This is a genomic window from Nocardioides sp. NPDC127503 (assembly GCF_040302165.1).
Lineage (GTDB): Bacteria > Actinomycetota > Actinomycetes > Propionibacteriales > Nocardioidaceae > Nocardioides.
Genome location: NZ_JBEORH010000003.1, coordinates 546,582 through 564,361, shown reverse-complemented (window position 1 = coordinate 564,361; position 17,780 = coordinate 546,582). Strand labels below are relative to the sequence as shown.

Sequence of the window (17,780 nt, the reverse complement as noted above, 5' to 3'; positions counted from 1 at the left end):
GGCTTTCGCCGGGCCACCCGTTCTCCTTTTCAGGGGGTCAGTTCAGGGGGTCAGGAGGCGGCGGCGCGGATCAGCGTCCCGAGGTTCTCCACGAACGTGGAGGTGTTGATCAGCTGCGGCGGCTCGGCCGGCTGGTAGGGCGGCACCGCGGGCGGGTTGGCGGAGGGATAGGGCGAGGTGTCGAACGTGTCCCCGACGTGCTTGCTCATGTAGGCCTTCCCGTCATAGGGGTGCCGGGTGCCCGGACCGCGGAACGGGTTGGTGACCGCCTCGGCCGGTGAGAGCCAGTAGTCCTTCTCGCCGAGGTCGGCGATCACCTCCGCGACCTCGGTCTCCGCGGGCGCCTCGACCTCGTGGGAGGTGTCGCGGAGCAGCTCGAGCAGGCCCAGGTCGTGCAGCGAGAAGAACGGCGGCAGCTCGTACGTCGGTCCCGGGTTCAGCGGCGAGCGCGCGACCAGGTCGGCGACCTCGGCATCGGTGAGCGCGCTGAGCCGGTCGTACTCGGTACGCAGGCGTGCCTCGGCCACCGACCGGCCACCGGAGTAGTGGCTGAGCGTGTCGTGGTGGTCGTAGTCGTAGTAGTAGGCACCGTTGACGATGTTCGAGCCGAACCGGTGCACGAACAGCGCCCGGTTGGTCCCCGGCTCGACGAAGGTCGGGTGCGTCCGGCTCGCGATCAGCGGGTTCTCCGCCCGCTGCTGAGCGGTCAGCCGGCAGCTCGCCAGCCAGTCCAGCGCGGCGGGGACGCCGTCGAGGAACGTACGGTCGCCGGTGAGCTGGAAGTAGGTGAAGAGCTGCTCGATGTTGGTCTGGGTGGTGTGGGTGGTCAGCGCGCGCGGCTCGTAGGAGCGCCCCGCGGCCACAGCACCCGCCGGACGTCCGTCGCGGTCCTCGGCGAGGTGCTGGAGGCCCCACCCGGCCTGGGGCGCGGGCTGCTGCATGCGGCGTACGCACTCCATGGCCCGGCGCACCGGCTCGACGAGGTCCTCACGGCCCAGGGAGATGACGCACATCAGCAGGAGCTTGATGTTCTCGCCGAGGACGTTGTCGTTGAAGGTGACGTGCTGGGTGTAGTCGCCGTCGACCATCCCCTCGCGGGCGTCGTCGGGGAGCCAGGACGGCAGCTTCTTCGGCCACGGCATCTCGGTGGTCGCCTTGGGGTCGTACGGCCACCGCTGCGGCCAGCCGCCGTCGCCGACGCCGCCAGTGATCTGGGCGTCGATGATGAAGCCGATCACCTTGTTGAGCGACCGCTTGAAGCCGCGGTCGCGCGGGTCCATCAGGTGCAGCCGGAGGATCAGCTGGCCGGCCGTCGAGGTGGCCGCGTCGTCGAAGGTCGAGTTGTCGTAGAGGTGCTGGAACTCCTCGAGGCGCCAGCCGTTGATCCCGATCGACTCGTACCAGCGCCGCAGCGACTTCGCGCCCGCGAAGTCGTGGATGTAGTTCCAGCCGCCCTCGGGGCGCTGCGCACGGACGAGAGCGCGGCCGGTGCGCCGGGCAGCGTGCAGGAACCGCTTCTCCCCCGTGGCGACGTACGCATCGAGCAGGGCGTGCCCGACGGTCGGGGTGCCTGGCGGCTGGACCCAGCACATCGTGCGCCGGGCCTCCATCTCGCCCCAGGTCAGCGAGAGGTCGGGGCGGTAGCTCCAGACGTAGGCGCCCTCGTAGGAGACCGTCTCGTCCATGTAGGTCGCCGCCCGGAGCATCGCGTCGTGAACGGAGGTCGAGGTGGCGGTGGCGGCCGTGGCCGAGGTGGCGAGGCCGGCGGTGGTGACGCCGCTCGCGGCGCCGAGGAGCGGCGCGGCCGTTGCTGCTTGGACGAGCCGACGCCGGGTCAGTGTCGAGCTCGGTGGGGACTTCTTCGCAGGTGAATTCATCCCTCAATCGTGACGAGGCTCACACCTGACGGCCAATACCGATGCAGACTCGCGCGATGCCCAGGGGGGCAACGTGTTTCACTGCCGCAGACGGCGGCGAGTGCTACCCAGATGCACCCGCATCGCGGCCCTGGCGGTGTCGGCGTCACCGGCCAGGATCGCGGCCGCGATGTTGTCGTGCTCGCGCTGCACGCGCTCGACGTGGAGCGCGTCGCTGGGCGAGTAGGCGTCGCCGAGCCGGGTGCGGGGCAGCATGATCATCATCGGGCCCAGCGAGTCCATCAGGTCGAGGTAGAAGCGGTTGCCGGTCGCGGCCGCGACGGCACGGTGGAAGGCGAAGTCGGCCTCCACGGCGCCGTCTGGGTCCGCGGCGGCCAGCGCCGCGAGCGCCTCCTCGATGGCGCGCGAGCCCTGCTCGTCGAGGTGGGCGGCGGCCAGGGCCGCCGCCTCACACTCGACGCCGAGCCGGAAGTCGACCATGTCGAGCACGTCGTGCTGGGTGCGGATCGCGGAGGACTCCAGCGCGAACGGCGAGGGCTCCGGCACCGCCAGGACGAAGGAGCCGCGCCCCTGGAAGGTCTCGACGAGGCCCTCGGCACGCAGGCGGGTGACCGCCTCACGCGCCACGGTCCGCGACACCCCGTAGGTGGCGACCAGATCTGACTCCGAGGGCAGCTTCGCTCCCGGAGCGAGGTCCCCGGCCAGGATCTGATCCTTGACCCCCGAGACCACGCGGTCGGCGAGCCCGGCACTGATCGTCATGCCGAGAACTTAGCGCTCTCCACGGTCAGCTTGCGCATCTGATCGCTGAGCGTGAAGCCGAGCCCCGGGCGGTCCGGCACCCACATCTGGCCGTCGTGGATGTCGATGCGCTCCTCGAAGAGCGGGTTGAGCCACTCGAAGTGCTCGACCCACGGCTCGGTCGGGTAGGCCGCGGCGAGGTGCAGGTGGATCTCCATCGCGTAGTGCGGTGCGAGCGCAAGGCCGGCGTGGGCGGCGAGGGTGGCGAACTTCAGGAACGGCGTGATCCCGCCAATGCGCGGCGCGTCGGGCTGCACGATGCCGCGGTAGCCGGCGTCGATCAGCGCCATGTGCTCGGGCACCGAGGTGAGCATCTCACCGGTCGCGATCGGGGTGTCGAACGTACGCGACAGGTCGGCGTGGCCGACGGCGTCCCATGCGTCGAGCGGCTCCTCGATCCAGATCAGGTCGAACTGCTCGAGCTCACGGCACATCCGGCGGGCGCGGGCGCGGTCCCACTGCTGGTTGGCGTCGACCATGAGCGGGGCGTCACCGAGGTGCTCACGCATCGCGGCGACGCGGCGCAGGTCCTCGGCCCAGTCGGGCTGGCCGACCTTGATCTTGATGCCGCCGATGCCGGCCTCGAGCGAGGCGGTCGCCTTCTCCTTGATCTCCTCGACGCTCGCCTGGAGGAAGCCGCCGGAGGTGTTGTAGACACGGCAGGAGTCGCGGTGGGCACCGAGCAGCTTGGCCAGGGGCAGGCCGGCGCGGCGCGCCTTGAGGTCGTAGAGCGCCACGTCGAGGGCGGCCACGGCCTGGGTCGCCACGCCGCTGCGACCGACCGAGGCGCCGGCCCACATCAGCGACTCGTAGATCTTGGCGATGTCGGAGGGGTCCTGACCGATGGCGACCTGGGCGATCTCCTTGAGGTGGGCATACTGCGCCGGGCCACCGGCACGCTTGGAGTAGCTGAAGCCCATGCCCTCGAAGCCCTGCTCGGTGGTCACCTCGACGAAGAGCAGCACGGTCTCGGTGAGCGGCTTCTGCCGCCCGGTGAGCACCTTGGCGTCACTGACCGGGTTCTCGAGCGGGAGGACGACGTGGGAGAGAGTCAGTGACGTGATGCGGTCGGCGGCCATGGCGGGATGCTCCTCGATGGGCTAAGTTGTATGACAAGTGAGAAACTTATCCGATGAGTGGTGAGGAGTCCAGAGCGTGGCCGCCGATTCTCAGGTCGTCCAGCAGTTCGTACGGCAGGTCCCTCGATGGCGCGATCTCGCGCCCTTCCTGCGGCCGCGACCCTTCCGGTGGCGGGCGGCCGACCGCCGACTGGCCCGCTGCCTCAGCGTCGACGACCTGGAGCGCGCCGCGCGCCGGCGGGTGCCGACGGCGGTCTGGGACTACGTCTACGGCGGCTCCGACGGTGAGCACGCGATGCACCGGAACCGGGCCGCCTTCGACCGCGTGGAGCTGCGTCCCACGGCCTTCGGCCAGGTGGCCGAGCCGGGGGTGCGTACGTCGATCCTCGGGCGGCCCGCGGCCGCGCCCATCGTGCTGGCCCCGACCGGCTACACCCGGCTCAGCCACCACACCGGCGAGCGGGCGGTCGCCGCGTCGGCGGCCGCGGCCGGGTTGCCCTACACGCTCTCGACGTACGCGACGACCTCGATCACCGACGTCGCCGACGCGGCTCCACAGGGGCGCAACTGGTTCCAGGTCTACCTGATGAAGGACCGGGCGGTGACCCTGGACCACATCGCCGAGGCGGCCTCGCAGGGCTATGAGGCGCTCATGCTGACCATCGACACGACCGTGACGGGCATGAAGCGCAAGGACAAGCTCAACGGGTTCGCGATCCCGCCCCAGCTGAGCCTGCGTACGTTCGCCGGCATGGCCCGCCACCCCGGCTGGGTCGCCAACATCATGACCACCGAGCCGCTGCGGTTCGCGACGTTCCCCGAGGGGTCGCACTACGGCCGCTGGGGCATGTCCAACGAGCTGCGCGAGCAGGCGATCCGACCCTCGGACATCGGCTGGCTCAAGGAGCACTGGGACGGCCCGGTGGTGGTCAAGGGCGTGCTCTCGGTCGCCGACGCGGTGGCTTGTGTGGACGCGGGTGCCGACGCGCTGGTGGTCTCCAACCACGGCGGCCGCCAGCTCGACCGAGCGCCGGTGCCGTTGGAGCTGCTGCCAGCCGTGGTCGACGCGGTCGGCGACCGCACCGAGGTGTACGTCGACTCCGGCGTCCGCTCCGGCGGCGACATCGCGGCGGCGCTCGGCCTCGGCGCCCGCGGCGTGGTGATCGGCCGGCCCTACCTCTACGGCCTGATGGTCGCCGGACAGCAGGGCGTCGACGCCACCCTGGCACTGCTGGTCGAGGAGCTGCGGCGAGCGATGTGCCTGCTCGGCACTCCCGACATCGCCGCGATCGGCCCCGAGCACGTACGCCTGCGGTCGGCATGACCGCGCCCATCACCGACCGAAGGAGAACCGTGACCGACCTCGTCCACGACCTGCGCGCCGCCCTGGGCGAGAGCGCCGTGCTGACCGATCCGGCCGACATGGCGGCGTACGTCACCGACTGGACCGGCAGCTTCACCGGCACCGCCCTCGCGGTGGTACGCCCGGCCTCGACCGAGCAGGTCGCGACCGCGGTCCGACTGTGCGCGGCGGCGGGCGTCGGGGTCGTCCCGCAGGGCGGCAACACCGGCCTCGTCGGCGGCGGCGTACCGGACTCCGGCGGCGACCAGATCGTGCTCTCGCTCGGCCGGATGCGCCGTGTCCGGGAGGTCGACCCGGTCGCCGACACCCTCACCGTCGAGGCCGGCACCGCGCTGGCCACCGTCCAGCAGGCCGCATCGGCCGCCGGGCGGCTCTTCCCGCTCTCCCTCGGCTCGGAGGGCTCGTGCACCATCGGCGGCACGATCGCGACCAACGCCGGCGGCACCGCGGTGCTGCGCTACGGGATGATGCGCGAGCTGGTGCTCGGCCTCGAGGTCGTGCTCCCCGACGGCCGGATCTGGGACGGGCTGCGACCGCTGCGCAAGGACAACACCGGCTACGACCTCAAGCAGCTGTTCATCGGCTCCGAGGGCACTCTCGGCGTCGTCACCGCCGCGGTGCTGCGGCTGCTGCCCGCGACACCGCGCCGGGCGACGGCGTTCGTGGCGCTGGAGTCGGTCGAGGCGGCGACCTCGCTCCTCCCCCTGCTTCGTGAGCACGGCGGCGGGCAGCTGACCACCTGGGAGCTGCTCGGGCGCCAGGCCGTCGACCTGGTCCTCGCCCACCTGCCGGGCGTGCGCGACCCGTTCGCCGACCGGCACGAGTGGTACGGCCTCGTCGAGCTCGCCGGCACCTCCGCCGACGTGGACGAGCGGCTCGAGGAGGCCCTCGCGGCCGCCGCCGAGCAGGGACTGCTCCTCGACGCCGTGGTCGCCGGCAGCCCCGCTCAGCGCGAGTCGCTGTGGGCGCTGCGCGAAGGCGTCTCGGAGGCGCAGAAGAGCGAGGGCGCGACCCTCAAGCACGACGTCACCCTGCCGATCACCGCCCTGTCCCGGTTCGTCGCCGAGGTCGGCCCGGCGCTGCTCGCCGCGCTGCCGGGGCTGCGGCTGGTGACGTACGGCCACATCGGGGACGGCAACCTGCACTACAACATCTCCGCGCCCGTCGGCGACGACGCGGCGCTGAAGCGAGACGCTCCCACCCTGACCCGGATCGTCTACGACGCCGTCACGGCGCTCGGCGGCAGCATCTCCGCCGAGCACGGGATCGGCGCGCTCAAGCGCGATGCGGCCGCTGCGTACAAGACGGGTGTCGAGGTCGACCTCCTGCGAGCCGTCAAGCAGGCGATCGACCCCGACGGGGTCATGAACCCTCGGAAGGTGCTGTGAGTCAGAGCCCCTGGGCGACCCGGTAGAACACCTGGTTCCAGCGCACCTGGTCGGCGAAGCCGCGGCGGGTGGTGGACTCGTCGATGACCAGCAGCTCGGTGCGGGCGATGTTGGCGAAGACCTCGAAGGCCTCGATCCCGGCGGCGGTCGACATCACCGTGTGGTGTGCGCCGCCGGCGGTCAGCCAGGCCTCGGCCGAGGTCGCGAAGTCGGGGCGCGGTGCCCAGACGGCACGCGCGACCGGAAGGTTGGGCAGCGCCTGCGTCGGGGGGACGACGTCGACCACGTTGGCGGTCAGCCGGAAGCGGTCGCGCATGTCGGCAAGGGAGACGACCACGGCACCCTCGCCGGCGTCGGCGTCGAAGACCATCCGGACCGGGTCCTCGCGGCCGCCGATCCCGAGCGGGTGGATCTCGACGCGCGGGGTGGAGGTGGTCAGCGAGGGGCAGACCTCGAGCATGTGGGCGCCGAGGATGACCTCCGCGCCCGGGGTGAGGTCGTAGGTGTAATCCTCCATCAGGGAGGCGCCACCGGGCAGCCCCTCCCCCATCACCTTCGCGGCGCGCACCATGACCGCGGTCTTCCAGTCGCCCTCGGCGCCGAAGCCGTAGCCCTTGCTCATCAGCCGCTGCACGGCGATGCCGGGGAGCTGGCGCAGACCGCCGAGGTCCTCGAAGTTGGTGGTGAACGCCTTCGCGTCGCGCTCCACCAGGAACGCGTCCATGGCGATCTCCTGGCGCGCGGCGTAGCGGAGCGAGTCGTGACACTCGCCACCACGGCGGAGCTCGGGAACGACGTCGTAGAGGTCCTCGTACTCGGCGACGAGCGCGTCCACGGCGGCCTCGTCGACGGCCTCGACGGCCGCCACCAGGTCGTTGACGCCCCAGGTGTTGACCGAGACGCCGAAGCGCAGCTCGGCCTCGGTCTTGTCGCCCTCGGTGACCGCGACGTTGCGCATGTTGTCGCCGAAGCGGACCAGGTTGAGCCCGTGGGTGGCGGCCCAGCCGGCGGCGCCGCGGATCCAGGTGCCGACGCGGCGGGTGACCGCCGGGTTGGAGACGTGGCCGACGACGGTGGTGCGGGCGACGCCGAGGCGGGTGGCGATGTAGGCGTACTCACGGTCGCCGTGGGCGGCCTGGTTGAGGTTCATGAAGTCCATGTCGATCTCCGACCAGGGGAGCTCGACGTTGGCCTGGGTGTGCAGGTGAAGGAGCGGCTTCTGCAGGGCGTCCAGGCCGGCGATCCACATCTTGGCCGGGCTGAAGGTGTGCATCCAGGTGATGACGCCGAGGACGTTGTCGTCGGAGTTGGCCTCGAGCATCGCGCGGCGGATCGCCGCGGAGTCCTTCAGGACGGGCTTCCACACGACCTTCGCCGGTACGTCCGAGGAGGCGTCGAGGGCGCGCGCGACCTCCTGGGACTGCTCGGCCACCTGGCGCAGGGTCTCCTCGCCGTAGAGGTCCTGGCTGCCGGTGAAGAACCAGACCTCGCGGTCGCCATAGGGTTTCGGCTCTGTGGGCTTGCTCATGTGGGGTCCTTCCAGTGCTGAGATTCGGGGGGGGCGGGCAGCTCAGTGCTGGCCGTAGACGTTCTGGTAGCGGTCGTAGAGCGAGTCGATGTGGCTCTGCTCGATCGACAGGGGCTGGCCGAGCTGGCGCGCGATGTGCACGGTGCGGGCGACCTCCTCGCACATCACCGCAGCCTTGACCGCGGAGCGGCCGTCCTTGCCGATGGTGAAGGGACCGTGGTTCCGCATCAGCACCGCAGGGCTGCGCGACTCGCGCAGCGTCTCCACGATGCCGCGCCCGATCGAGTCGTCGCCGATGATCGCGAAGGGGCCGACCGGGACCGGTCCGCCGAACTCGTCGGCCATCATCGTGAGCACGCAGGGGATCTCCTCCCCGCGAGCGGCCCAGGCGGTGGCGTAGGTGGAGTGGGTGTGGACCACTCCCCCGACCTCGGGCATGTTGGCATAGACGTACGCATGGGCGGCTGTGTCCGAGGACGGCGCCCGATCGCCCTCGACGAGGTTGCCGGCCAGGTCGCACACGACCATCGTCTCGGCGGTGATGTCCTCGTAGGCGACCCCGGAGGGCTTGATGACCAGCAGGTCCTCGCCGTCCGGGTTGGGCACGCGCTCGGAGACGTTCCCGGCGGTCCACACGACCAATTCCCAGCGGGGCAGCTCGGCGTGCAGCGCGGCGACGCGCTCCTTGGCTGCGTCGACGGCGGTGCGAAGAGCGGCGGGGACGCCCGTCATCACTGGTCTCCTTCTTCTGCGTGTCGTGCACTGTCTGCGGTGGGGGCGAGCGAGGCCACGGCGGCGCGCTCGATGTCCAAGCCGGCCTCGTAGCGTTCGAGGTAGCTCCGGAACCCGGCGAGGTCGGCGGCGTCCGGCTCGACGACCTCGAGGTCGATGTCGCCGAAGACGCGCTCGGCGAGATAGGCGCTCAGGCTGAGGTCGCCCTCGGCCTCGGCCGCCCGGGCGTACGCAGCCAGGACCGCGATCCCCCAGGCACCGCCCTCGCCGGCGGTGCGGCCGACCGCGACCGGGGCGCCGATGGCAGCGGCGAGCAGCCGCTGCGCGACGCCCGCGGTGCGGAACAGGCCACCGTGGGCGAACATCGCGTCGATCTGGACGCCCTGGTCGGCGAGGACGCGCATGCCGAGGGCGAGGGTGCCGAAGACGCCGTAGACCTGGGCGCGGGCGAACCCGGCGAGGTCGAGGCGGCTTCCGGGGGTGCGTACGAACAGCGGACGGCCCTCGTCGAGGCCGGTGATCGGCTCGCCGGCCAGATAGTTGTAGGCCAGCAGCCCGCCGCCGTCGGGCGAGCCCTTCAGGGCCGCGGTGAGCAGGGCGCCGAAGACGGCGTCGGGCTCGCAGGGGTGACCGAGCGCGGCGGCGAACTCACCGAAGACACCGGCCCAGGCGTTGAGCTCGCTGGCGCCGTTGTTGCAGTGCACCATCGCGACCGGGTCGCCGGCCGGGGTGGTGACGATGTCGATGGCGTGGTGGACGGTGGCCAGCGGTGCCTCGAGGACGACCATCGCGAAGATCGAGGTGCCGGCGCTGACGTTGCCGGTGCGCTTGGCGACGGAGTTGGTGGCGACCATCCCGGTGCCGGCGTCGCCCTCGGGCGGACACAGCGGGATGCCGGGCTGGAGCGTGCCGGACGGGTCGAGCAGCGCTGCGCCGTCGGCGGTGAGCCGGCCGGCGTCTGCGCCTGCCGGGAGGACCTGCGGGAGCAGGCCCTCGACGCGCAGACCGGGGCGCTTGGCGGCGGCAAGGTGACCGAGCTGCTCGAGCATCCGCTGGTCGTAGGTCCCGGTGGCCGGGTCGATGGGGAAGACGCCGGAGGCGTCGCCGACGCCGAGCACGTGGTGGCCGGTCAGCGCCCGGTGGACATAGCCGGCGAGCGTGGTCAGCGAGGCGATCTTGGGCAGGTGGGGCTCGTCGTCGAGGATCGCCTGGTAGAGGTGGGCGACCGACCAGCGCAACGGGATGTTGGTCCCGAAGATCTCCGACAGCTCGGCGGCGGCGACGGCGGTGTTGGTGTTGCGCCAGGTGCGGAACGGCACCAGCAGCTCACCGGCCTCGTCGAAGGCGAGGTAGCCGTGCATCATCGCCGAGACCCCGATCGACCCGAACGTGGTCGGACGGGTGCCGTAGCGGCGCTCGACCTCGTCGCCGAGGGCGGCGACGGCGCCCTGTACGCCCGCCCAGACCGCGTCGAGCGAGTAGGTCCACAGGCCGTCGACGAGCTCGTTCTCCCACAGATGGGAGCCGGTGGCGACGGTGGCGTGGTCGGGCCCGATCAGGCACGCCTTGATGTTGGTGGAGCCCAGCTCGATGCCGAGCGCGGTCTCTCCGAGGTCAGGCAGGTGCCCTGCTCGCTGCGTCATCACGGCTCCGTTTCTGCCCGACGGCTCGGGGTGGGGTTCGAGGCGATGTGAACGCTAACATATGACGAACGGATTACCGGCGTGTTCCCCGCAGAGGCCGTTGCGAAAGTGCTAGGCGCGCGGGTGCGGCGCGGCCGAGGACCGTACGACCAGCTCGGGTGCCAGCAGCGGCGGCACCTCGACGGTCCCGTCGGCGATGGCCGTGATGGCCACCTCGACCGCGAGCTCGCCCAGCGACGCGAAGTCCTGCCGGACCGTGGTCAGCGGCGGCCAGAGGTACGCGGCGTCCGGGACGTCGTCGAAGCCGACGACGCTCACGTCCTGCGGGACCCGGAGGCCGGCCTCGTGCAGCGCCCGGATCACACCGAGCGCCATCGAGTCGTTGGCCGCGAAGACCGCGGTGACCGAGGGGTCCCGGGCGAGCTCGGCCCCGGCCTCGTAGCCGCTCTTGCTCGACCAGTCACCGAAGATCTCGGGTCCCGGTTGCACGTCGCTGTCCCGAAGCGCGGCCAGCCACCCCTCCCGGCGCTGCCGGGCATCGATCCAGCCGACCGGACCGGCCACGTGGGCGATGTTGCGGTGGCCGATGTCCAGCAGATACTGCGTGGCCAGCACGGCTCCGGCGTGCTGGTCGATCCCCACCGACCGCACTCCCGCCGGCGGGTCGCTGTGGATCATCACGACCTCGACCGTCTCCGCGAGCTGGGCGACCAGGTCCTCGAACGACTGGTGCGAGACGCCGAGGAGCACGGCCTCGACGGCGTCGTCGAGGAGCGCCTCGATCGCGCGCTCCGCCGAGCTCGCCTCCATGTGCGGCACCGGGCTCAGGATGATGTCGTAGCCGGCCCGCTGACCGGCCTGGTGCACCGAGGCTGCCAGCGTGCCCGGCCCGTAGAGGTGCGGCTGGGTGTAGAGCAGGCCCAGCCGTCCCGACTTGCGCGTCACCAGAGCCCGCGCCGACTTGTTGCGCCGGTAGCCCAGCTCGTCGATCGCTGCCAGCACCCGGTCGCGGGTGTCGCCGCGTACGGCGTCGGAGCCGTTGACGACCCGGGACACGGTCTGGTGCGAGACCCCTGCCAGGGCCGCGACATCTGCCATGCTCGGCGCGTTCTTCGACTCCCCGTTGACCATGCGGTGATCCTAAGCGGGATCACCGTGCGCAGCGGGACTGCCTCAGGTCTCTTCGAGATCCAGAAGCCCGTGACGTGCTCGAGTGAGGGCCGCCGCGAGCGGGGCACAGCGTCCGCCGGGGACCAGCGACGCGAGCTCGTCCGGGTCCCCGGGCAGGCCGAGGTCACGAGCCTGGTCGAGGAGCGGGCCGTCGAGGAAGGGCGACAGCTCGAGCCACACGTCCTGCACCTCACGGCAGAAGATCCGGGCACCCACCGGACCGATCCGGGGCGACTCGGTGAGCGCGTCGATCAGCGCGTCGGCGCCGTCGGGCGAGGCCGGGCGAAGACGGCGCAGGTCCCCGCGACAGGTCTCCAGCAGCCACTGCGCCTGCTCTTCGAGCTTGGTCGCGGTGCTCTCGTCGTAGCGGCGGTAGTGGGCACGGCCGAGGGCATCTACCCGCTGCTGCCAGGTCGAGTCGAGCAGCCGGTGCGGCGTACGCCATCCGGCGGCTGACAGCTCGCGCGCCGCGGCCACCGCGATGTCGGTCGAGATCCGGGTCGAGGAGAGCATCGCCAGAACGAGGAGGCGATAGAGCGGCGACGGCTTGTCCCGGAGCCGGATGCCGGCCTCCTCGGCATACGTCGTGCCGCCGGCGTCCAGCAGACGCCGCACCAGGTCGCGGTCCTGTTTGCTCACCCTGTCGACGTACCCGCCGCGAGCCGGCCCCATGCGCTGACGTCACAGGCTGGGATCGGCAGACCCTGGATAGATCCTGGTGGCCGACCGAGGATGGATCCGACCCGAGATCCTCTCTCCAGGAGCAGACCGATGCCACGTCGACCCATCGACATCACGATCCCCGACCTGTCCGGCAAGCGAGCCCTGGTCACCGGGGCCAGCGACGGGATGGGCCTGGTGATGGCCACCCGGCTGGCGGCAGCAGGGGCCGAAGTCGTGATGCCCGTACGCAACGCCAGCAAAGGCGAGAAGGCGCTGGCCACGACCCGCGGACACGTCCCGGAGGCCCGGATCTCGCTGCGCGACCTCGACCTGTCCTCGCTGTCGTCGGTGGCGGCGCTCTCCGAGACGCTGCTGGGCGAGGACCAGCCGTTCCACGTGATGATCAACAACGCCGGCGTGATGACGCCGCCGGAGCGGCAGACGACCGCCGACGGGTTCGAGCTCCAGTTCGGCACCAACCATCTCGGCCACTTCGCCCTCGTCGCCCAGATCCTGCCGCTGCTGCGAGCCGGGCGGGCCCGGGTGACGTCCCAGGTCAGCGTCGCCGCGAGGCGCGGCGCGATCAACTGGGAGGACCCCAACTGGGAGCAGAGCTACGAGGACATGAAGGCCTACAGCCAGTCCAAGATCGCCGTCGGTCTCTTCGGGCTGGAGCTGGACCGGTGCAGCCAGGCCAACGGCTGGGGCATCACCAGCAACCTCTCCCACCCCGGCGTCGCCCCGACCAACCTGCTGGCCGCGCGACCCGAGATCGGACGTACGACCGACACCCTCTCCGTACGCATGATCCGCTGGCTCTCCGCCCGCGGGATCCTCCTCGGCACCCCCGAGACCGCAGCCCTTCCCGCGCTGTTGGCCGCGACCTCGCCCGATGCGACCGGCGGCCGGCTCTACGGCCCCAGCGGCCCCGGACACCTCGGTGGCGCCCCCGCCGAGCAGGCGCTCTATCCGCCGCTGGTCAGCGCCGAGGACGCCACCCGGATGTGGGAGCTCTCCGAGAGCCTCACCAGAACCGCACTCCCGACGTCCTGAGCCGCCCGGAGCCTTATGCTGCCGTCATTCTCGGGCCCGGCCCGGTGCCCATAGAACGGAGCCATGGATGCGCGTGCTGTTGTCGACGTACGGGTCGCGGGGAGACGTCGAGCCGCTGGTGGCGCTCGCGGTGCAACTGCAGCGGCGAGGCGCCGAGGTGCGGATGTGCGCGCCGCCGGACCAGGAGTTCGTCGACCTGCTGGAGCGGGAGGGCGTGCCGCACGTGCCGTTCCTCAAGCCGTGGCGGTCGTGGGAACGGCCGCCGACGCCCGAGAAGCGTCACCAGCGGGTGACCGACTTCATCACGGCGCAGTACGACACCGTGGCCGAGGCCGGTGCGGGCTGTGACGTGGTCGTGGCGACCGCGATGTCGCAGTTCGTCGCGCCCTCGGTCGCCGAGCGCCTGGGCATCCCGTATCACTACGTCCTCTTCTGCCCGGACGTCGTCGACGGTCTGGACGGGCGTGGCTTCAACGACCTGTTCAAGGAGCCGATCGACGCCCACCGGGCCTCGATCGGGCTGCCGGCCGTCAGCGACGTCACCGAGTTCATGTTCACCACTCGTCCCCTCCTCGCGGCCGATCCCACCCTCGGCCCGTGGCACGGGACCTCCAGCCTCGACGTCGTACAGACCGGCGCCTGGCTGCTCGAGGACGACCGTCCGCTCCCGGCCGACCTGCTGGCCTTCCTCGACGGCGGGGAGGAGCCCGTGTACGTCGGGTTCGGCAGCATGCGCACAGTCGGCGAGGAGAGCGTGCGGGTTGCGGTCGAGGCCATCCGCGCCCACGGCCGGCGAGTGGTCATCGGGCGCGGATGGGCCGGGCTGGACGTCATCGACGGTCGTGACGACTGCTTCGTCATCGGCGAGGTCAACCACCAGCGGCTCTTCGGCCGCGTCGCCGCCGTCGTCCACCACGGCGGCGCAGGCACCACGACGACGGCCTACCGGGCCGGTGCCTCGCAGGCGGTCGTGCCGCAGGCCGGCGACCAGACCTACTGGGCAGGGCGGGTGGCCGAGCTCGGCGTCGGGGTCGCCCACGACGGCGCCGCACCGACGGTCGAGTCGCTCACCGCCGCTCTCGGCGCCGCGTTGGCGCCCGAGGTCCGCGCGCGGGCGACCGCGCTGGCTGCCGCGGCTCGGGTCGACGGAGCTTCCGTGGCCGCGGACCTGCTGCTCAGCGGCGAGGCCTGACCCTCACCGCCCCAGTACGTGACGCAGTGCCGCCTCCAGCGTGGGGTGGCGGAACTCGTGGCCGGCGAGCGCGACCGGTTCGACCCGTTGGCTCGCCAGCGCCATCTCCTCGGCGCCCTCCTTGCCGAGCAGGAGCCGTGGGCCGAGGGCCGGCGTGGGCAGGAGCGCAGGCCGGTGGAGAACGTGCGCGAGGGTCTGGGCGTAGACCCGGCCGGTGACCGGTTCGGGGGCGACCGCGTTGACCGGGCCGACGAGCGTCTCGTCGAGGACGGCGCGGTGGTAGATGTCGACCAGGTCGTCGATGCCGATCCAGCTCAGCCACTGGGCGCCGCTGCCGAGCCGGCCACCCAGGCCGGCCGCGAACAGCGGTCGCTGGAGCCGCAGCGCTCCCCCGGCGGGCGTCTGCACGATCCCGGTCCTCACCTGGACCACCCGTGGCCCGTCCACCCGGCTGGCCGCCTCCCAGTCGGCGACCACGTCGGCGAGGAAGCCCGTGCCCCGCGCCGAGATCTCGGTGAGGACCTCGTCGCCGCGGTCGGCACCGAAGATCCCGATCGCGGAGGCGCTGACGAAGGTGCGTACGCCGCTGCGTGCCGCCGCCTCGGCGAGCCGTCGGGTCGGCTCGATCCGGGAGTCGCGGATCGCCGCCTTGTGCGCCGCGGTGAAGCGACCGGCGATGGACGCCCCGGCCAGATGGACGACCGCGTCCACGCCGTCGAGCAGGTCCGAGTCGGGCGCCGACGGATCCCAGCGGCGCTCACCCTCCCCGGCAGACGAGTGCCGGACCAGCCGGATCACCCGATGGCCGCCGGTGGTGAGGAGCGGGACCAGAGCCCGCCCGACGGTCCCGCTCGAGCCGGTGACGGCGATGGTGAGGGACCTGCCCGCTGCGTACGTCCTGTGGTGGGCCGCGAGGTCGGCGGACAGCTGAGCGTGGCGGTAGCCGAGCATCCGGTCCACCATCCGCCCGAGAACGTTCGTCTCGACCCTGTCGGTGACCAGCGTCGCGTCACCGTCGGCGGCGAACTCGTGCCGGTGGTTCCAGGACAGCGGCCGCAGCGAGGCGAGACGGTCGGTGAACAGGTACGGAGGGTCGTAGGCGTCAGGATCGTGGTGGGCCACCCAGTCCACGCCGCGGCCGAGCGAGATCACCGCCGTCCCGTCGGCGAGGTCGGTCGCCTCCACCCGCACCTCCCCCGGCATCCACGGCGGCGTCAGCCGGTGGATCGCGCCCGGACGCCGATGCCACCCGAAGACCTCCTCCACCGGCGCCTCGACGCGCGTCGTCAGCGAGTGGACCCGGACCAGCGGGGACTTCATACCCGAAGCCTCGCGCGGATCGGCCGTGCGTACAACCGCTCTCAGGCGCTGATGAAGTCGGGCCTTCGGCGCTCGAGGAAGGCTGACCGGCCCTCGGCGAACTGTCGGCCCGTGAGCAGCTCGACCTGGAGGTCGGCCTCGGCAGCGAGTACGCCGTCGAGGCTCTGGTCGAATTGGGTGAGGATGCGCCGGGTGCCGGTGACCATGGGCGCCGAGAGCTCAGCCAGGCGCGAGGCCAGCTCGACCGCGTGGTCGAGGGCGGTGCCGTCGTCGACCACGGTCTCGACCGCTCCGATCCGCTCGGCCTCGGCGGCGTCGAAGGTGCGTACGGTCAGGAGCAGCTCGCGCGCCCTGCCCTGCCCGACGCGCCGCGGGAGCGTGTAGGCGAGGCCGGTGTCGGGACCGAGCCCGATCTTCCCGAAGGACGTCGAGAAGGTCGCCGAGCGACCGGCGACCACGAGGTCGCAGGCGGCGGCCAGCGCGAGCCCGAGCCCGTAGGCGCCGCCCTCGACCGCGGCGAGGACCGGCCGGTCACCGGTCACCAGCTGGCGTACGACGGCGTTGACGACCTCGAGCCGCTGCTGGGCGACGTCGCGGTCCTGCGACATCGACCGGATGTCGCCGCCCGCGGAGAACACCGAGCCCGCGCCGGTCAGGACGACTGCACGCGCCTCCTGGTCGGCGGCCCGGAGCGCGGTGAGCAGATCCAGCCGGTCGGCGAGGTCGAGTGCGTTGCGGCGCTCGGGGCGGTCGAGGGTGAGGATCCGGACGTGGCCACGGTCCTCGACCCGGACCGCGCCGGCGCGGTCGCCGCTCACCCCTGGAACTCCTTCACCATCTGCTTGGCGATGATCAGCTTCTGGATCTCGCTGGTGCCCTCGTAGAGCCGGAACAGCCGCGCGTCGCGGTAGAACCGCTCGACCGGCACCTCGCGCATGTAGCCGAGGCCGCCGTGGATCTGGACCGCGCGGTCGGCGATCCGGTCGACCGCCTCGGTGCAGAACAGCTTGCACATCGAGGGTGCCGTCCGCCGGTCGCTGCCGTCGTCCCAGCTGCGGGCGGCCTCGAGGACCATCGCGCGACCGGCGTACGCCTCGGTCCGGCTCTCCGCGAGCATCGCCTGGATCAGCTGGAACTCGGCCAGCTTCTGGCCGCCCTGGCCGTTGGTCGTGGCGTGGCGCAGGCTCTCGTCGATCAGCCGGTCGGCCAGGCCGACGGTCATCGCCGCGATGTGCAGCCGGCCCTTGGCCAGCGACCGCATCGCCGCGGAGAAACCCTCGCCCTCGACCTCGCCGACCAGGTTCTCGGCGGGCACCCGTACACCGTCGAAGAAGATCTCCGACGTCACGGATCCGCGCTGGCCCATCTTGTGGTCCTTCGGACCGATGGTGACGCCGGGGGTGTCGGTCGGCACCACGAAGACCGAGATGTTCTTCGCGCCCTCGTTGACGTCGCCGGTGCGGGCGAAGACCATGAGCAGGTCGGCCCAGATCGCGTTGGTGATGAAGCGCTTCTGCCCGTTGATGACGTACGCGTCTCCCTCGCGGACCGCGCGCGTGCGCAGGCCGCTCGGGTCGGAGCCGGCCTCGGGCTCGGTGAGCGCGAACGAGGCCACCAGCTCGCCGCTCGCGAGCCCGGGCAGGTACTGCTGCTTCTGCCGCTCGGTGCCGCAGTTGACCAGCACCTGGCCGGCGATGCCGTTGTTGGTGCCGAACATCGAGCGGAACGACGGTGTGGTCCAGCCGAGCTCCATCGCCAGCCGGACCTCCTCGGACATGGTGAAGCCGAGACCGCCGTACTCCTCGGGGATGGCATAGCCGAACAGCCCCATGGCCGCGGCCTGCTGCCGGAGCCGGTCGGGGATCTGGTCGGTCTCCTCGATCTCGTCCTCGGCCGTGACGACCTCCTTGCGGACGAACGCGCGGACGGCGTCGAGGATCGACGTGAACTCGTCGGGCTCCATGGGTGCTG

At 71.7% G+C, this 17,780-nt stretch carries 15 protein-coding genes; 4 read left to right on the top strand and 11 right to left on the bottom strand.

From position 1 onward, the window contains the following. Nucleotides 1-50: 50 nt before the first annotated feature. The 3 genes from ABTW65_RS09785 to ABTW65_RS09775 form a co-directional block, all read right to left on the bottom strand. On the bottom strand, nucleotides 51-1,877 hold the full coding sequence (locus tag ABTW65_RS09785) for a pectate lyase (protein ID WP_350659854.1): 1,827 nt from the start codon (nucleotides 1,875-1,877) through the stop codon (nucleotides 51-53). A gap of 78 nt (nucleotides 1,878-1,955) precedes the next feature. Then, complete coding sequence (locus tag ABTW65_RS09780) at nucleotides 1,956-2,639, bottom strand: FadR/GntR family transcriptional regulator (RefSeq protein WP_350659853.1); 684 nt, start codon at nucleotides 2,637-2,639, stop codon at nucleotides 1,956-1,958. Then, nucleotides 2,636-3,757 carry an L-talarate/galactarate dehydratase gene (locus ABTW65_RS09775; RefSeq protein ID WP_350659852.1) on the bottom strand — a complete coding sequence of 374 codons (1,122 nt, stop codon included), beginning with the start codon at nucleotides 3,755-3,757 and terminating at the stop codon, nucleotides 2,636-2,638. Before ABTW65_RS09775 ends, ABTW65_RS09780 begins: the two co-directional genes overlap by 4 nt. A 76-nt stretch (nucleotides 3,758-3,833) precedes the next feature. Here ABTW65_RS09775 and ABTW65_RS09770 point away from each other — a divergent pair, with 76 nt between their 5' ends. Continuing rightward, nucleotides 3,834-5,081 (top strand): alpha-hydroxy acid oxidase, encoded by a 1,248-nt coding sequence (locus tag ABTW65_RS09770; RefSeq protein WP_350659851.1) that lies wholly within the window; start codon nucleotides 3,834-3,836, stop codon nucleotides 5,079-5,081. A 29-nt stretch (nucleotides 5,082-5,110) separates the two neighbouring features. Beyond that, nucleotides 5,111-6,508 carry an FAD-binding oxidoreductase gene (locus tag ABTW65_RS09765; protein ID WP_350659850.1) on the top strand — a complete coding sequence of 466 codons (1,398 nt, stop codon included), beginning with the start codon at nucleotides 5,111-5,113 and terminating at the stop codon, nucleotides 6,506-6,508. A gap of 1 nt (nucleotide 6,509) precedes the next feature. Here the strand turns inward: ABTW65_RS09765 and araA are convergent, their stop codons facing one another. The 5 genes from araA to ABTW65_RS09740 all read right to left on the bottom strand — a co-directional run bounded on the left by araA (nucleotide 6,510) and on the right by ABTW65_RS09740 (nucleotide 12,220). Next, nucleotides 6,510-8,036 (bottom strand): L-arabinose isomerase, encoded by a 1,527-nt coding sequence (araA, locus tag ABTW65_RS09760; protein ID WP_350659849.1) that lies wholly within the window; start codon nucleotides 8,034-8,036, stop codon nucleotides 6,510-6,512. A gap of 42 nt (nucleotides 8,037-8,078) precedes the next feature. After that, nucleotides 8,079-8,768 (bottom strand): L-ribulose-5-phosphate 4-epimerase, encoded by a 690-nt coding sequence (locus ABTW65_RS09755; RefSeq protein WP_350659848.1) that lies wholly within the window; start codon nucleotides 8,766-8,768, stop codon nucleotides 8,079-8,081. Further along, nucleotides 8,768-10,411: a xylulokinase gene (locus ABTW65_RS09750; RefSeq protein ID WP_350659847.1), complete on the bottom strand. Its 1,644-nt coding sequence runs from the start codon at nucleotides 10,409-10,411 to the stop codon at nucleotides 8,768-8,770. Before ABTW65_RS09750 ends, ABTW65_RS09755 begins: the two co-directional genes overlap by 1 nt. Nucleotides 10,412-10,522: 111 nt before the next feature. Then, a complete protein-coding gene (locus ABTW65_RS09745; RefSeq protein WP_350659846.1) occupies nucleotides 10,523-11,542 on the bottom strand; it encodes a LacI family DNA-binding transcriptional regulator in 1,020 nt (339 codons plus the stop codon). Between the two features lie 42 nt (nucleotides 11,543-11,584). Beyond that, nucleotides 11,585-12,220, bottom strand: coding sequence for an endonuclease (locus tag ABTW65_RS09740; RefSeq protein ID WP_350659845.1), 636 nt, complete (start codon nucleotides 12,218-12,220; stop codon nucleotides 11,585-11,587). A gap of 132 nt (nucleotides 12,221-12,352) precedes the next feature. Here ABTW65_RS09740 and ABTW65_RS09735 point away from each other — a divergent pair, with 132 nt between their 5' ends. Further along, the gene (locus ABTW65_RS09735; RefSeq protein WP_350659844.1) at nucleotides 12,353-13,297 is read left to right on the top strand and encodes an SDR family oxidoreductase; all 945 of its coding nucleotides are present in this window, start codon (nucleotides 12,353-12,355) and stop codon (nucleotides 13,295-13,297) included. Between the two features lie 67 nt (nucleotides 13,298-13,364). Next, on the top strand, nucleotides 13,365-14,489 hold the full coding sequence (locus ABTW65_RS09730) for a glycosyltransferase (protein WP_350659843.1): 1,125 nt from the start codon (nucleotides 13,365-13,367) through the stop codon (nucleotides 14,487-14,489). Nucleotides 14,490-14,492: 3 nt separating this feature from the next. Here ABTW65_RS09730 and ABTW65_RS09725 read toward each other — a convergent pair whose 3' ends face one another. From ABTW65_RS09725 to ABTW65_RS09715, 3 genes are read right to left on the bottom strand one after another with little or no spacing between them, the layout of a single operon-like run. After that, nucleotides 14,493-15,809: a TIGR01777 family oxidoreductase gene (locus tag ABTW65_RS09725; protein ID WP_350659842.1), complete on the bottom strand. Its 1,317-nt coding sequence runs from the start codon at nucleotides 15,807-15,809 to the stop codon at nucleotides 14,493-14,495. 41 nt (nucleotides 15,810-15,850) lie between these two features. Beyond that, nucleotides 15,851-16,627 carry an enoyl-CoA hydratase/isomerase family protein gene (locus tag ABTW65_RS09720; RefSeq protein WP_350659841.1) on the bottom strand — a complete coding sequence of 259 codons (777 nt, stop codon included), beginning with the start codon at nucleotides 16,625-16,627 and terminating at the stop codon, nucleotides 15,851-15,853. After that, nucleotides 16,624-17,772, bottom strand: coding sequence for an acyl-CoA dehydrogenase family protein (locus ABTW65_RS09715; RefSeq protein WP_350659840.1), 1,149 nt, complete (start codon nucleotides 17,770-17,772; stop codon nucleotides 16,624-16,626). The genes ABTW65_RS09720 and ABTW65_RS09715 overlap by 4 nt, the downstream gene beginning before the upstream one ends. Nucleotides 17,773-17,780 lie beyond the last annotated feature (8 nt).

Coding starts and splice junctions, on each gene's coding strand:
- araA (WP_350659849.1), bottom strand. CDS start 8,036: ATGAGCAAGCCCACAGAGCCGAAACCCTATGGCGACCGCGAGGTCTGG.
- ABTW65_RS09785 (WP_350659854.1), bottom strand. CDS start 1,877: ATGAATTCACCTGCGAAGAAGTCCCCACCGAGCTCGACACTGACCCGG.
- ABTW65_RS09750 (WP_350659847.1), bottom strand. CDS start 10,411: ATGACGCAGCGAGCAGGGCACCTGCCTGACCTCGGAGAGACCGCGCTC.
- ABTW65_RS09735 (WP_350659844.1), top strand. CDS start 12,353: ATGCCACGTCGACCCATCGACATCACGATCCCCGACCTGTCCGGCAAG.
- ABTW65_RS09745 (WP_350659846.1), bottom strand. CDS start 11,542: ATGGTCAACGGGGAGTCGAAGAACGCGCCGAGCATGGCAGATGTCGCG.
- ABTW65_RS09780 (WP_350659853.1), bottom strand. CDS start 2,639: ATGACGATCAGTGCCGGGCTCGCCGACCGCGTGGTCTCGGGGGTCAAG.
- ABTW65_RS09755 (WP_350659848.1), bottom strand. CDS start 8,768: ATGACGGGCGTCCCCGCCGCTCTTCGCACCGCCGTCGACGCAGCCAAG.
- ABTW65_RS09730 (WP_350659843.1), top strand. CDS start 13,365: ATGCGCGTGCTGTTGTCGACGTACGGGTCGCGGGGAGACGTCGAGCCG.
- ABTW65_RS09725 (WP_350659842.1), bottom strand. CDS start 15,809: ATGAAGTCCCCGCTGGTCCGGGTCCACTCGCTGACGACGCGCGTCGAG.
- ABTW65_RS09715 (WP_350659840.1), bottom strand. CDS start 17,772: ATGGAGCCCGACGAGTTCACGTCGATCCTCGACGCCGTCCGCGCGTTC.
- ABTW65_RS09775 (WP_350659852.1), bottom strand. CDS start 3,757: ATGGCCGCCGACCGCATCACGTCACTGACTCTCTCCCACGTCGTCCTC.